This window comes from Shinella sp. NM-101 (assembly GCF_021401195.1).
Classification (GTDB): domain Bacteria; phylum Pseudomonadota; class Alphaproteobacteria; order Rhizobiales; family Rhizobiaceae; genus Shinella.
Genome location: NZ_JACBFT010000003.1, coordinates 347,014 through 361,568 on the forward strand (window position 1 = coordinate 347,014; position 14,555 = coordinate 361,568).

Consider the following 14,555-nt stretch of genomic DNA (forward strand, 5'->3'; position numbering starts at 1 on the left):
GTCACGTCACCCCGAGATAGCGTCCGGGGCGGTGATTGATGGCGAGCGTCATGTTGACGACGACGGCGCCGAGCACGGAGAGGGCGAGACGGTCGAGCGGAATGACGAAAAAGGCGGCCGAGAGGATGGCAAGGTCGACCGCGAGCTGGAAATAGCCGGCGCGCAGGCCGAAGCGGTCCTGCAGGTAGATCGCCAGCACATTGATGCCGCCGAGCCCCGTGCGGTGGCGGAAGAGGATGAGCAGGCCCGTGCCGGAGAGCGCCCCGCCCATCACGGCCGCGTAAAGCGGATCGAGATGGGAGAAGGATACGAGCCCGGACGTGAGCCGGGTAAGGACCGAGACGAGCGTCACGGCGGCGAAGGTGCGCAGCGTGAAGGCCCAGCCGAGCTTTTTCACGGCGAGCACGTAGAACGGCAGGTTGATGACGAAGAACAGCCACCAGAAGCCGATGCCGCTCGCATATTGCAGGAGCAGCGCAAGGCCCGCCGTGCTGCCGGTGAGCAGCACGGCCTTGGTGTAGATCGCCACGCCAAGCGCCACGAACATCGTGCCGACGACGATGGCGATCAGGTCCTCGTAGGCGGAATGGCGCGCGGGTTGCGCTGCGGTGCCGGCCGGCATGGCGTCCTCACAGGCTCAGGAATTTCTCGATCACGGCATCGACTTCAGCCGTCTTGAGGCCGGCAATGTTGATGCGGCCGGAGGTCGGCATGTAGATGGCATGCTCGGCGCGCAGCTTCAGCACGTCCGCCTCGTCCAGCGGCAGCAGCGAGAACATGCCCTCCTGGTCGCGGATGGCGGTCAGCACCTGCCAGCGCTTCGAAAGGCCGGCGGCGAGCCGTTCGCGGATCGAGGCGATGCGCAGCCGCATGGATTCGAGCTCGGCCTTCCAGTCCGCCGTCAGCGCCTCGTCGCCGAGGATCATGCCGACGACGGCAGCGCCGTGGTCCGGCGGCATCGAGTAGCTGGTGCGGGCGAGCGCGGCGAGGTTGGTGCGCACCGAAAGCGCCGTGTCGGCGCTGCCGCAGGCGGCGTAGATCGCGCCGGTGCGCTCGCGGTAGAGGCCGAAGGACTTCGAGCAGGAGACGGCGATGAGCGCTTCCGGCACGGCGGCAAGCAGCGTGCGCAGGCCCGCCGCGTCCTCGTCGAGGCCGCGGCCGTAGCCCTGGTAGGCGATGTCGACGACCGGCAGCAGGCCGCGCTCGGCGACGAGGGCGGAGACGGCGCGCCACTGTTCGGCGTTGAGATTGGCTCCGGTCGGGTTATGGCAGCTCGCATGGAGCAGCACGGCATCGCCCGGCGCGGCGCCCGAAAGGGCCTCCATCATCCGGTCGAAGAGAACGGCCTGCGCGGGGACGTCGAAGAAGGGATAGGTGATCACCTCCAGGCCAGCGGCCTTGAAGATGCTGGCGTGGTTCGGCCAGGTCGGCAGGCCGAGCCAGACGCCCTTGGTGCCCATGCGCGCCATCAGGTCGGCGGCAAGGCGGAGCGCGCCGGAGCCGCCCGGCGTCTGCAGCGCGGCGGTGGCGCGGCCGCGGCCGGCCTCGCCCGTCGTCAGCGCCCACAGGCGTTCGAGGAAGACGGGATCACCCTCCGGCCCGACATAGGCCTTGGTCTGCTGGGTCTCGACCAGGCGGCGCTCGGCCTCCTTGACCGCGCGGAAGACGCGCGTCACGCCGGTCTCGTCGCGGTAGACGCCGACGCCGAGGTCCACCTTGCCGGCGCGTTCGTCCGCCCGGAAAAGGCCGATGAGGGCAAGCAACGGATCGTCGGGCTGGCGGGTGAGGGCATCGAACATGGCCGGGTTCCTGTATGGGTGGAGCGTGGAACGGATTTAGGCCAAAGCGCCCGCAAAATCGACCATGATATTGCGGGGCAAGCGCAAGAAGCTTTTGCATTCTTGCCGGTACCCGCTAGATTAATGCAGGTTTTTGCGCGAGGGGCGGAGATGGAGAAGAAAGCCGGCGACGACATCGTGCTGGACCAGACCGACCGGCGCATCATCCGCCTGCTCGTCGAGGACGCCGGCCTTTCCAACAACCAGCTCGCCGAAAAGGTCGGCCTCTCGCCCGCCCCGCTCTCGCGCCGGCTGGCGCGGCTGGAATCGAGCGGCGTCATCCGCCATACGGTGATCGTCGATCCGCGCGCGGCGGGCATCGGCTTCCAGGCTTTCCTGGAGGTGACGCTGGAGCGCACGGCGCCCCGAGTCGGCGAGCGTTTCATCGACCTCGTGCGGCGCATGCCGGAGGTCGTGGAGTGCCACACCGTCGCGGGCGATTTCGATTTCCTCCTGAAGATCGCGGTCAAGGACGTCGCCGACTACCGGCGGCTCCTGTGGAGCGAGTTCGAGCGCATCGGCGAGATCAAGGCGCTGCGCTCGACCATCCTTCTCGACAGCCCGAAGATGCAGGTGAGCGCTCTGCCCTGATTTTTCCGGAACCTTCCCGTCGCGGAACGGTTGCGGGAAGGAAGCCCGCCCCCATATGATGGGGGAATGCCACGAGGAAGGTCCGTTGGAGAGGAAAGGCAAGATCACGTCGGCCGCGCTGCTTTCGGCCATTCGCAATCGCCGCGGCCACAGGCCGCCGGAAAACAATCGCCCGGGCGACACCGTCATCGCGTCGTACAACGTGCATAAATGCGTGGGCGTCGACCGTCGCTTCGACCCGGAGCGCACGGCAAGCGTCATCGCCGAGATCGATGCCGACATCATCGCCATCCAGGAAGCGGACAAGCGCTTCGGCGAACGCTCGGGGCTGCTCGATCTCGGCATGCTGGAGCGCGACTGCGGCCTCGTGCCCGTGCCGATCACCGCGCTGTCCTCCACCGGCCACGGCTGGCACGGCAACATGATCATGATGCGCAAGGGCGCGGTCGGCGGCGTGCGGCAGCTGAAGCTGCCCGGCGTCGAGCCGCGCGGCGCCCTGGTCGTGACGCTCGATCTGCCTTTGGGCAAGCTGCGGCTCGTCGCCGCCCATTTCGGCCTGCTGAAGCGCTCGCGCGAGCAGCAGGCGATGGCGATCCTCGCCTCCGTCGCCGAGGAGGAGGAAATGCCGACCCTTCTCGTCGGCGACCTCAACGAATGGCGCGTCGGCCGGCGGTCATCGCTTGCCCGTCTCCAGCCGACATTCGATCCCGCCTCCGGCGCCGTGCCGAGCTTCCCGTCGCGCTTTCCGATGCTGGCGCTCGACCGGGCGCTCGGCCATCCGCACGATCTCGTCACCTCGGTGGAGGTGCATGATTCGCCGCTTGCGCGCCTCGCGTCCGATCACCTGCCGATCAAGGCGCATATCGACCTCAAGGTCGTCTGGGAGCGGTCTACAGATAGGGTGAGCCGAGCCATGTGACGCGCTCGACGAGGCGCTGGACGAAGGGCCGCGCCTGGAGCGCCGCGAGGTTGACCTGCTCCGCCTCCGACAGCGCGGTCGCGATGCGGTTCTCGATGAGGTCGGCGAAGTGGGCATCCACCACCTCGATATCCACCTCGAAGTTCAGCCGCAGCGAGCGCGGATCCATGTTCGAGGAGCCGATATAGCACCAGACCCCGTCGATGACCGTCAGCTTGGAATGGTTGAAGGCGCCCGATGCGCGCCAGATGCGGCAGCCGTATTTGAGAAGCTGGTCGAACTGCGCGGTCATGGCGAGGTCGACCAGCTTGAGGTTGTTGGCCGAGGGCACGACGATGTCGATCTCCACCCCGCGCCGCGCCGCCGTGACGATCGCGCTGATCAGCTCGCGGTCCGGCAGGAAATAGGGCGACATGATGCGGATATGCTTCCTGGCGATGGAAAGGGCGCCCATCAGCATGCGCTGGTTGGACTCCAGGCTCTTGTCCGGTCCCGAGGGCACGACGCGCGCCAGCATGCCGCTGCCGGGCGCGTCCGCAGGCGCGGTGATCTGCCAGGCCTCGCCGGCAAGATCGTCGCCGCCGGAAAAGCGCCAGTCTTCATAGGCGATGCGGAAGAGGTCGCTGACGACGGGACCTGTAAGGCGGAAATGGGTGTCCAGCGACGCCGCCTCGCCGGAGAACTCGGCGCAGAAGCCGGCACGGATGTTGAGCCCGCCGGTGAAGGCGACCGTTCCGTCGACGATGACGATCTTGCGGTGGGTACGCAGGTTCGCATAGGGCAGGCGCAGCCCCATGACGATGTTGCCGTTGAACACGTCCGTCGGCACGCTGGCCCGCCGCAGCTCCGAGACGATCGAGGGAATGGAATAGCGCGCCCCCACCGCGTCGATCAGCACCCGCACCTCGACGCCCCGCGCGACGGCGGCCGAAAGCGCCGCGACGAAGCGCTTTCCCGCCCTGTCGCGGTCGAAGATATAGGTCTCCAGCAGGATGGAGCGTTCGGCGCCGTTAATGGCGGCCAGCATGGCCGCATAGGCCTCGTCGCCGGTCGAAAGCAACTCGATGCGGTTGCCGGAGGTGAGCCTGCAGCGGGCGACGGCATCGCCGACGCGCTGCATGGCGGCGAGCGCCCCGCCATAGGCCACCTTCATGTGCTCGTTCGAGACGTCGTATTCCGCCATGTGGTGCCAGCCGGCGGCGAGCAGCCCCTCGCGGCTGAGGTTCAGCGTCTTGCGGCGGATGCGGTTCACGCCCCCCACGGCATAGATGAGCGCGCCGACGACCGGCGACAGCACGATGACGCCGACCCAGCCGATCGCCGCGCGCACCTCTTCCTTCGTCATGGTCGCATGGATGGCGGCCGGCACGCCGAGGGCGATCGACAGGGCGACGAAGATATGCGGCCAGTAGGCGGAGAGCGTCTCAAACATGATGCGTGCGGATCATCCCAAGGCGGCAAGCTCTTTTGCTGCTTCTATATATTGCTCTGGATGATACGAATGCGAGAGGGATGATAGTCCCTCTTCGCGAAAGATTTTCTCGCCTCAGTCTTCCAGCGTGCCGGGCTTGCGATCCCTGCGCGTCGCCTCATGGCAGGCAAGTTTCATCAGATCCTCGCCGCGTCGCGCATAGCGGGCGGACGCGCGGGTGGCGATCAGCCCGTCATGGCCGGCCCTGACCACGATCGTGCCGTCCGTCTCGCCCGGCCGGGTGATGAGGGTCGCGAGCAGGTCGCCGGCCTTCACGGTGTCGCCGATGTCGCGGTGGAAGAGCACGGTGCCGGGCTCAGGCGCCTTCACCATCTCGATATTGTCGAGCGGTACGGCAGGTCCCGCATAGGGCTTCGCCTTGTGCGCCGGGTCGGCGACGATGCCGCGCCCGGCGAGGAAGGCCCAGAGGCCGCCCGCATCGCGCTTGGCCATGTCGGGATAGACGTCACGCCGGCCGCGCAGCTCCACGGTGACGGCAAGCCTGCCCGGCACGCTCTTGAGTTTGCCGCCGCCCTGGTGCTTGAAGGCATGGCCGACGGCCTCCTCGAAGGCGGTGCTTTCGCCGTCCGAGAGGAACACCGCCTCCATGTCGAGCGCCGATGCCAGGTCCGCCGCCTCCGGCCAGAAGGCCTCGTCGATATAGGCATATTGCAGGGATTCGTCGTCGCAGTGGAGGTCGAGGACGAAGTCGGCGCCGAGCGCCGTGTGCAGCAGCGTCCGCTTCAGCCGGTCGGCGGCGCTGCGGCTTTCGAACGTTTCGAGCAGCGTGTCCCGCCCGGCGAGCGCCACCAGCGGAAAGTCGCGGTTGAAATTGGTGCGCGAGCCGAGATCGAAGCGGCCCTCCATCTCGCCGAAATGGTACTGCGCAAGGCCGATCGGGTTGGCCTGCGGCACGACGGTGATGTCGCCGCGGATCGCGCCTTCCGCTTCCGCCGTCCTCAGGCGTTCCAGCAGGAAATGGAGGAGCGCCGTGCCGGGCAGCTCGTTGGCATGCAGTGCTGCCTGGATATAGATGGACGGCGCCGCCGCCTCGCTGCCCTTGAAGCGGAAGACCGGCACGCGCCATTCGATGCCTGCCGTATCCCCGCTAATGATGATCTCGGAACGCTCCACGCCGTTTCTCCTCAAATCGTTTGCCGCGTTATGCGAATTGGCTGCGGATGGCGCAAGCCCCGGCAAGAAACGGGTTGAAACCGGCCGGGCAAAGCCCGATCTTGTGACAAAACGGGAACGGGAGCCGAAAATGACCGGCAAGACCCAGTATCGGATCTTCGAAACGGCGGGCGGCCCCTGCGGCATCGCCTGGACGGCGGCGGGCGTCGTGCGCTTCCAGCTGCCCGGCGAGGATGCCGCAACGACGCGCCGCCTGCTGCTGCGCCGTCTCGAAAATGCTGAGGCCGCCGAGCCTGCCGAGCCGCCGCCGGCCGTCGCCCGGGCCATCGAAGCCGCGCAGCGCTATTTCGCCGGCGAGGAGGCCGATTTCACCGACGTGCCGCTCGACCTTGCCGGCCAGAGCGATTACTTCCGGGCGATCTATGATGCGGCGCGGCGCGTGCACTGGGGCGAGACGACGACCTACGGCACGATCGCCCGCGATCTCGGCGCAGGCCCCGAAGGCGCGCGCGAGGTCGGCCAGGCCATGGCGAAGAACCCCGTCGCCCTCATCATTCCCTGCCACCGGGTGCTGGCCGCCGGCGGCAAGGTCGGCGGCTTCTCGGCCCCCGGCGGCGCATCCTCCAAGGTGAAGATGCTGGCGCTGGAGGGCATTTCCTTCGCCCCGCCGGAACCGGCGCAGCAGACGTTCGGGTTTTAGTTCGGCAGCGCGAGGCTCGTCAGCTTGTCCGGGTTGCGGGTGATATAGATGGCGGCGATGCGGCCGTCGACGATTTCCACCGCCGTGGTCTGCAGGTGACCGTCGACGCGGCTAAGGAAGCCGGGCAGGCCGTCGATCATCTCATGGCCGAGGAATTCCATCTGCGGACCCAGCTTGCGCGAGAGGCCGAGATAGAGCCGGATCAGCCGGTCGACGCCATGGATAGCGTTGGGGAAGGCGAGCACCTTGCCGCCGCCGTCCGAGCGCAGCGTCACGTCCGCCGCCAGCATGGAGCCGAGCGCCGCCGCATCGCCGGCGCGGCAGGCCTCGAAGAAGGCGCGCGTCAGCGCCTCGCCATCCTCGCGGGGGATTTCGTAACGCGGCTGGTCCATCCGCACGCGCGCGCGCGCCCGTGCCGCGAGTTGCCGGGTGGCCGCCGGGCTGCGCTTCAGCGTCGCCGCCACGTGGTCGAGCGGCTGGTCGAAGACGTCGTGCAGCAGGAAGGCCGCGCGCTCCAGCGGTGAAAGCCTTTCCAGCGCCACCATGAGCGTGAGGGTGATGTTGTCGGCGCGCATCTCCTCGTCCGCCGGCTCGATCAGCGGCTCGGGCAGCCACATGCCGGGATAGGTCTCGCGCCGCGCGCGGGCGGATTTCATCGCGTCGAGGCAGAGGCGCGAGACGATGCGCGTGAGCCAGGCGGCGGGCTCGGCCACCGCCGCGCGGTCGCTGCGGTGCCAGCGCAGCCAGGCATCCTGCACGATATCCTCCGCCTCCGCATGCGAGCCGAGCATGCGGTAGGCAAGGCGCAGCAGCCGGGGCCGCTGCGCCTCGAAGACATCAGTGGCGGGATCACGCCGCATGGCGCCGGTCGACCGGGTGCTCGGCGCGGAAGCCGACCTGCACGCGGTTCCAGACATTGATCGCGCCGATCGCAAACGGCAGCCATGCCTGCTCGTCCGGCGTGAAGACGGCCTTGACGGCCTCCCAGTCCGCATCGGGCGCGCCCGTTTCCGCCACCAGCGTCAGCGCCTCCGTCCAGGCAAGTGCGGCCCGTTCCCGTTCGCTATAGAGCGGGGAATCGCGCCAGCCGGCGAGAAGGTGGAGACGCATGGGATCCTCGCCGTCCTTGAGCGCCTCGCCGACATGCATGTGGATGCAATAGGCGCAGCCGTTGATCTGCGAGGCGCGCACCTTGATGAGGTGAAGAAGCATCCCGTCCAGCGGGCCTGCCTTGACGGCGGCTTCGAAGGCCAGCATCGCCTTGAAGGCGGGCTCGGCGCGTGTGAGATAATCGGTCATGCGAGCAGACATTCCAGTCTCCTTTTCAATCCAGTACTGTCATGACGAGGCAGTAAGACGGAATGTGACATGGAACTTCGAATTTTTTACCGGAAAGCAAAAGCCCCGGCGCGAACACCGGGGCTTTTGGGATTTCCGTCATGGAGAGGGACGCGCCCTCACTCCCACTCGAACATTTTTTGCATAATAAGTTATTGGTTTTATTGTATAAAATATTAATTGCAGCACACAGAGCCGTTACGCGGGCCGTCAAAAATCTATCATTTTGATTTTGTTTGATTTTTTGCTGATTCAGCCCATAAATTTTTTTGTGGACTATCGGCATCTATCGACTGTTTCACGGTTGGATAGACCTCAAACCTCGAATCTTTCGCCTCCGATAAAGTACCGCCAGAATCAGCGAAATCAATACACGGGCTCGATCCTAGATCGCCGGGGTGAAGAGTTCACCACGGCCACCGATCATACGTCACTACGGTTATCTAACCATACATGCCAAATGGCGATGTTATCCATGTCTTCTGCCTGCAGGAACGACTTCGCGGTGACCGGTTTTCGTGTCATTGGCATGACATTGTACGCCTCGATGCGCCGCCATCTGTGAAAAGGCGAACGCCGTTTCAGATTGAGGCCTTATTACCGCTTAAGGATGTCCAGATGGCAAAGCGTGATTTGTCGAGAGAAGAACTCTTCGCATTGGTATGGGAGCGCCCAACCAGCGAGATCGCCACAGAACTCGGCATTTCCGACGTCGCAGTCGGAAAGCTCTGCGAGAAACTGCAGGTTCCCAAGCCCCCTCGTGGGTACTGGGCACGCGTGGAGGCGGGGCAGACGCCACGGCGCCCGGCCTTGAAGGCGTTCCGAGAGGAACTGGAGGAAAAACGCAAGAGCAGGATACAAGCCCGGACTGCCGGACAGTTCACGGAACTTCAATTGAAATTCGTCAATGCCGCACTCGATGAACTGCGTAAGCGCGGCGTCGAACATCATGTCGATACATCGCGTTTGAAGCATGTCTTGCACCTCGATCAGGATGTCGCTGCGCAGGTGCTGCTTTTGATACAGAGCCAGGCGCAGAAATGGGCGCAGAATGGTCGTGTCGACGTCAACTGGGGGCCGTCCGTCAGAACCAGCGTCGGAAAACTTGTCGAGCGATTGATGCCGCTTGCTCGCCCGCAGTTGCTGACTTTCGAGACGGAAGGGAAACGCCATTCCTTCTCGGCACCAGGCCCGGTCGTATTTGTTCAGTGGACGTCGGAGCTTCAGACAAGAATAGCAACGCTTGCGGCGATCGCCCGAGATCAAAATCTCAGCCATGTCGTGCAGCCGTTGTCAGCAGCAGACCATGCATGGTCGAGCAATCATCTCTATCAGCCCGAAGCTGACTTTATTGTAAATAGCTATCTATGCATATCGCCGGAGGCTGCGTGGATAGAATGGTACCGACGATCATGGCGGGAGGAAAACCAGCCTGAGCGGCACTCGACGAGCAAGATCAAGTTGCGTGATGTCATGCCGATCGATTTTCTCGATGGGGAAGAGGACAGGGTTTTGCCGCCGGCGATCGCCGAGGCCAAAGTCAAACCATATCAGGCACGTTTGCAGGCACTCGATGAAGCTGAGCGGATCCACGAGATGATCACCAACGCGGCTTACGCCATGGACAGGTCTGTTCCAGACGAGGTTCTGGCCATGGCAGACCGGATCTGGTTTGGCGCCGAGCGGCCGTTTCGGGCCGCCCGTGATGCATTTGCCCATATCGAGACTGATCTGGAGCGCTGGGAACAGCAAATCGAGGCCGAGCGATCGCAGTTGGCACAAGCCGTTCTCGGCGTCAGGCCTGGCGATATAATTGCCTCACAACATAATGGCGCGTTTGTCCGGATTTCGGCCGAATCGGTTTCGCTCTATTCCACCGACAAGCACGTTACATTCCTCCTGTCCGGCCGGCGCTTTCGCAAAGATGGGACTCTTGGCAAGATGAACGAGACCATGAGTTTCGTCGTGGATCGCGTGCAGAACGATGAAAGCCAGAGATGACAAGCAGGCGGCGCAGTCTTCCTGCAGCCACTACAGATACTGGGTTCCCGATGGGATGCGAATCGGATCGTATTTGCATCCCAGACTAACGCCATCTTTCCTCCGTCGACGACCACAATCTCCTTGCGAATACTGCAACTTTAAATAATATCCGCGTGGGCGTACGGGTAAAACAAGTCGGGTGAAACGTGGTTATCGCGTGATCGATCTTGCAAGAAAAGCGTGATCCTGCAAGAAACTTCCACATGCATCGCGAGCAAGGGAACGGGTGAGCAACAGCGAACTTTCACCCTCACAATCCCACGAGGGTCAAGGATTCAAGCGTGACTTCAGCCGGATGGGGTTCGGTTTTCGAAAATTTCGGTCTGAAAGCCGTTTCGCGAACTGACAAGGAAAAGCAGGCGTACTTGCCCAATGAAGAGCAACGCGCAGCAATGGCTGCAGCGGGCTATTCACCTAGTCCAGGGCCATCGACAGAACTCATCGAAGTCGAGGTACTGGGCGAAGCCCATGCGCCCTTGGCTACATCGTACTACAATTCTTTGCGTCTCGGGTCGGGTCGAGAGCCGGAAACCCGGATGGGTCGTGGTTTAATCACATGGGCTGAAGAGGGCGACCAGCTCGTTATCGGCAACATTGGCAATCGCGTGTATGTCGCAAAAGCCAACAAGTGCACACCCGAAATGGCGAAAAGCTCGATAGAGCACCGTATCACGCAAGCGTTCAAGCCACGTGCACGTCTACTTCAACTGCTCGGAGACCAGCTTATTGGCTCTTCCAAGTTGGCAGTCTTCGAATTGGTCAAGAATGCGTACGACGCTGACGCGAGCGAAGTGACGATAACAATGGGGGACCTTTCGACCGATGAACCCTGGATACGGGTACAGGACAACGGGCTGGGAATGTCAATCGACACCATCCGGGACGTCTGGCTAGTGCCGGGAGATGATCATCGTGAAAAGGATCGTGCCGGAGATCGGCGATCGCCGAGATATCGGCGATTGCCGCTTGGGGAGAAAGGTGTCGGACGTTTTGCGGTCCATAAGCTTGGCGGAAAGGTCCGAATGACAACGCGGGCGGCTGGACACCGCGAATGCCATGTTGCAATCAACTGGTCTGAATTCATGTCAGCCCGCTTTCTCGAGGACGCTCCTGTAACGGTCACCGAACGGGAAGCTAAAGTATTCACCGGCAACCGCACCGGCACAAGAATTCGTATCGATGACTTAAGTCAGAAGGAATGGTCGCGGCGAGAAGTCAGGGATCTTTACCGGCAGGTCACGTCTATATCGTCCCCCTTTGCCGCGAAGGACGATAACTTCACAATTCACTTCAGGGTGCCGGGATTCGAAAACTGGATCTCAGAACTCCCGGATGCGTCGGAGCTTGTGGAGCGTGCCCCGTGGCGCTTCGATTTCGAGTTCGATGGCATGACCTTGGACTCGACGTATTCATTTCGGGGAGTTCCCGGTGTGCGGGTTGAGCCCCGGATCGTCCGGCAGAACGAGCCTCTTCAAATCACCGCTGAGCAAGAGCCGGACGATCTCGACGCGGCGTCCGGACCAAGGGCCAAGCGGCTTGTCAGCGTTGTCGCGGATCAATCGACTATAAAGGGTATCGGGCGTCTCAAGGGCACTTTTTATGTTTTCGACAGAGACCGGGAAGTCATTTCGAAATACGCCCAATCGCGCCTGATCGAGCGTTTTCTGGATCAGAATGGTGGGGTGCGGGTCTACCGCGACGATATCCGTATCTATAACTACGGAGAGCCGGGAGACGATTGGCTGGGCCTGGACCTTCGAAGGGTAAATAGCCCGTCGAGAAACCTCAGTAGAAACATCGTCCTAGGCTTCATTGACCTTGATTTGCAAGCGAGCAAGGACCTCAAGGAAAAGACGAACCGCGAAGGTTTTGTGGAAAACGATGCCTACCGCCATTTGCGGCAACTTGTCCTTGGAGCGATCAGCGTTTTTGAAACAGAACGACGGCTTGACAAGCAGCGCATCCGAGCACTTACCGGGAAAGCACCGAGTGCGGACAGGGACGTCGCAGGACCAATAAGCGACGTGCGCAAAGTTGCCCGATCCAAAGGGTTCCTGCCTGATATCGACCCTTCTTTAAAACGCGTCGAGCAGGAATTCTACCAACTCAGAGACGACTTCTTGCGTGCCGGTATTTCCCAAGTCGGTCTTGCTGTCGTTTTTCATGAAGTCGAGCGTGGTATAGGCGCCCTTGCCACTGCCTTGGCCGATGGGGCGAACATAAATGATCTCAGGATACAGGTCGGGCAGCTTCAAGGTGTTCTGGAAACCTCTACCCAGTTGCTGAAAAAGGGCGACAAGAAATCTTATTCGTTAAGGCAGCTCGCACGAAGGGCGCGTGATATCACATTGGTCCGGTTTCGGATCCACAAGGTCCAGCTCGTCTGCCCTGCTCTTGAGGAGGGCGCTGAAGACGCAAGTGCGGTATTCGCTTTCGGTCTCGCGCTAGGCGCAGCAACGAACATCATCGATAACGCAATCCACTGGTTGAAAGTCAGCGTACCTGACAATGCTCTACCTGGCGCGCGACGAATTTTCATGAACGTTGTTCCTGACTACAAGGGACGCCCTGCTCTTGTAATCGCCGACAATGGACCGGGTTTTCGCGATCCTCCCGAGCAGCTTGTAGAGCCATTCTTTTCGCGGCGTCCTGACGGCATGGGTCTCGGGCTATATTACGCCAATCTCGCGATGAGCCTGAATGATGGCGAACTTCTGTTTCCAACAATGGACGACTTTGACATTCCAGACGATTTCAATGGCGCTGTTGTGGCGCTCGCTTTCAAGGGGGAGAAATAATTCGTGTTCACGCCGGCCCGATACGTCATTGTAGATGACAATGCTGACGAGTTGAAGCAACTCGCTGACTGCATGCAGAAAATCGGGGCACCATGCCTTCCGTTAAGGTACGATCAAGCAGAAGGTATCGAAACTAGGCATCTCGGCGGCGTGCGGCTTCTCTTCCTTGACCTGCATCTGACTACGGGCGCACAGTCGGGAAGCATCGCGCAAACCGCTGGATTGATTGTAGCAATGCTGGAAGAGGGCATTGTTGCTACGGCAGGACCGTATGTAATCATTCTTTGGACAAAGCATCAGGAGCAGAGGGCCGCGTTCGAGGCTTACGTTATGGAAAACCTCGATCCACTGAAGCGGCCTCTCGCAATTCTCAGCCTGGATAAGAACAACTACCTCGCGGGCGATGCCGGAGAGAAACTTACGACTGACGTCGGTCAGATTATCGAAACGGATCCGCGCCTGAGAGCTATGCTCGACTGGGAGCGGGAGGTTCTGAAGGCGGCCGGAGCCACGCTCGCCGAGATTGGCTCGCTCGTCGCCAAAGAAGACAGGACTGCCGCGCGTTTTTCGGAAAGGCTCGACGAGATTCTCAGTTTGCTGGCCTTTGAGGCGGTCGGTAGCGCCAACGCGAAGGCGGATCCCTATAGCGCGGTCAATGCGGCGCTCATGCCGATACTTTCTGATCGCATAGCGAACCAGCGTGTTGATCCGAAGAGCAGCGCGATCTGGAAAGCCGCGGTGACGAAGGTCGAAGATCTTAGCCAACCGTCTCCAGCAGAGGCCGCAAAACTTAATTCGATGCTCCATATCGCCAAAGCCTCCAGTGAAGCGCTCAGGTCTGACGCGTGGGGTGCCGTGACCCTCTTGCCGGAAGCCGAACTGGCTGACGCACCGATGATGAAGCGTTTCGATCTCCCCGCAAAGCCAATGTTGTCTGGTACATTCTGCCTCACTGAAAAAGGTGAGCGCAGTGCCAGCCGGCTCTGCCTCCTCAGGATCGGTGCCAGTTGCGATTATGCGCAAAGCCGGAAGGGCCCCGTCCCCTTTGTTCTTGGAGCAATCGTACCTGCCGAAGCAAAGCGGCGAGAAGGCCTCCCCAAAGCAGAAATTGTGACACCGCCCCTAATGATTGATGGTTTCGACGGCCCGGTGAGGATAATTTTCAACACTCACCTCCAGATTTCAATGGTGCCAGCCGAATTTGCTGCCTGGACCGCACTGTGCAGGCTGCGTGAGCCGCTCCTGATGCAGATAACAACTCACGGAGCGCGCCATACCACACGGCCTGCTATCATCAGTTTCGGGTCTCACGGAGCCTAGCGCTTTGACGAGACCACCACTTTCACGTCATGAGCTGACGGAACTGGTCGGGAGGCGAAGAATGCAAGTGAAGCTACCGGATGGTTTCTATCCGTTCATCGATCAGCGTTTTCCGTTGTCGGAACTGTCAATGATCGAAGTGCCAGCAGACCTTGAAAAATTGTTGCGGTCGCAGGCGGCTGCAAACGGTATGTCGATTATCAGGGGCATGCCTGTGGAGCTTCGATGCCAATCGGAGCAATTTCCGGATGCAACCTTTCTTGTTTACTGGCCCCATGAGGACGATCGCCTGCACATGCTTGCGCCCAGGAAATTCGTAAAGGGGCAAGCCTGAACCTCGTCGTTGTGACGGCAAGAAACTGTGCAATTCGTTTTTTAAATCAGAACAAAATAAGAACATTTA

The 14,555-nt window shown here is 61.7% G+C and carries 13 protein-coding genes; 7 read left to right on the top strand and 6 right to left on the bottom strand.

All coding sequences use genetic code 11. The annotated features are described in order from the left end of the window. Position 1 precedes the first annotated feature (1 nt). Both L0976_RS08730 and L0976_RS08735 read right to left on the bottom strand, forming a co-directional pair. Positions 2-622 (bottom strand): YitT family protein, encoded by a 621-nt coding sequence (locus L0976_RS08730; RefSeq protein WP_234186952.1) that lies wholly within the window; start codon positions 620-622, stop codon positions 2-4. A 7-nt stretch (positions 623-629) separates the two neighbouring features. After that, complete coding sequence (locus tag L0976_RS08735) at positions 630-1,799, bottom strand: amino acid aminotransferase (RefSeq protein WP_234186953.1); 1,170 nt, start codon at positions 1,797-1,799, stop codon at positions 630-632. A gap of 150 nt (positions 1,800-1,949) precedes the next feature. Between L0976_RS08735 and L0976_RS08740 the strand changes: the two genes are divergently transcribed. Continuing rightward, on the top strand, positions 1,950-2,429 hold the full coding sequence (locus L0976_RS08740) for an Lrp/AsnC family transcriptional regulator (protein WP_203317246.1): 480 nt from the start codon (positions 1,950-1,952) through the stop codon (positions 2,427-2,429). 85 nt (positions 2,430-2,514) lie between these two features. Next, positions 2,515-3,348: an endonuclease/exonuclease/phosphatase family protein gene (locus L0976_RS08745; protein ID WP_234186954.1), complete on the top strand. Its 834-nt coding sequence runs from the start codon at positions 2,515-2,517 to the stop codon at positions 3,346-3,348. On the opposite strand, the gene L0976_RS08750 is transcribed toward L0976_RS08745, so the two are convergent. Both L0976_RS08750 and L0976_RS08755 read right to left on the bottom strand, forming a co-directional pair. Then, positions 3,320-4,780: a phosphatidylserine/phosphatidylglycerophosphate/cardiolipin synthase family protein gene (locus L0976_RS08750; RefSeq protein ID WP_234186955.1), complete on the bottom strand. Its 1,461-nt coding sequence runs from the start codon at positions 4,778-4,780 to the stop codon at positions 3,320-3,322. The genes L0976_RS08745 and L0976_RS08750 overlap by 29 nt on opposite strands. Positions 4,781-4,894: 114 nt before the next feature. Continuing rightward, the gene (locus L0976_RS08755) at positions 4,895-5,953 is read right to left on the bottom strand and encodes a succinylglutamate desuccinylase/aspartoacylase family protein (protein WP_234186956.1); all 1,059 of its coding nucleotides are present in this window, start codon (positions 5,951-5,953) and stop codon (positions 4,895-4,897) included. A gap of 130 nt (positions 5,954-6,083) precedes the next feature. On the opposite strand from L0976_RS08755, the gene L0976_RS08760 reads away from it, so the two are divergent. Then, positions 6,084-6,653 carry a methylated-DNA--[protein]-cysteine S-methyltransferase gene (locus tag L0976_RS08760; protein ID WP_234186957.1) on the top strand — a complete coding sequence of 190 codons (570 nt, stop codon included), beginning with the start codon at positions 6,084-6,086 and terminating at the stop codon, positions 6,651-6,653. Here the strand turns inward: L0976_RS08760 and L0976_RS08765 are convergent. Together L0976_RS08765 and L0976_RS08770 are read right to left on the bottom strand one after the other, a co-directional pair. After that, complete coding sequence (locus L0976_RS08765) at positions 6,650-7,513, bottom strand: sigma-70 family RNA polymerase sigma factor (protein ID WP_234186958.1); 864 nt, start codon at positions 7,511-7,513, stop codon at positions 6,650-6,652. The two genes, L0976_RS08760 and L0976_RS08765, sit on opposite strands and share 4 nt — an antisense overlap. Continuing rightward, a complete protein-coding gene (locus tag L0976_RS08770) occupies positions 7,503-7,964 on the bottom strand; it encodes a carboxymuconolactone decarboxylase family protein (protein WP_234186959.1) in 462 nt (153 codons plus the stop codon). Before L0976_RS08770 ends, L0976_RS08765 begins: the two co-directional genes overlap by 11 nt. Positions 7,965-8,609: 645 nt before the next feature. Here L0976_RS08770 and L0976_RS08775 point away from each other — a divergent pair. From L0976_RS08775 to L0976_RS08790, 4 genes are all read left to right on the top strand, one after another. After that, a complete protein-coding gene (locus tag L0976_RS08775) occupies positions 8,610-9,992 on the top strand; it encodes a hypothetical protein (protein WP_234187067.1) in 1,383 nt (460 codons plus the stop codon). A 323-nt stretch (positions 9,993-10,315) separates the two neighbouring features. Next, positions 10,316-12,832 (top strand): ATP-binding protein, encoded by a 2,517-nt coding sequence (locus L0976_RS08780; protein WP_234186960.1) that lies wholly within the window; start codon positions 10,316-10,318, stop codon positions 12,830-12,832. Between the two features lie 3 nt (positions 12,833-12,835). Beyond that, positions 12,836-14,152, top strand: a complete 1,317-nt coding sequence (locus tag L0976_RS08785) for a hypothetical protein (protein ID WP_234186961.1) — start codon at positions 12,836-12,838, stop codon at positions 14,150-14,152. A 61-nt stretch (positions 14,153-14,213) separates the two neighbouring features. Continuing rightward, entirely contained in the window at positions 14,214-14,486 is a 273-nt protein-coding gene (locus L0976_RS08790) for a hypothetical protein (RefSeq protein WP_234186962.1), read from the top strand. Positions 14,487-14,555: the final 69 nt, after the last annotated feature.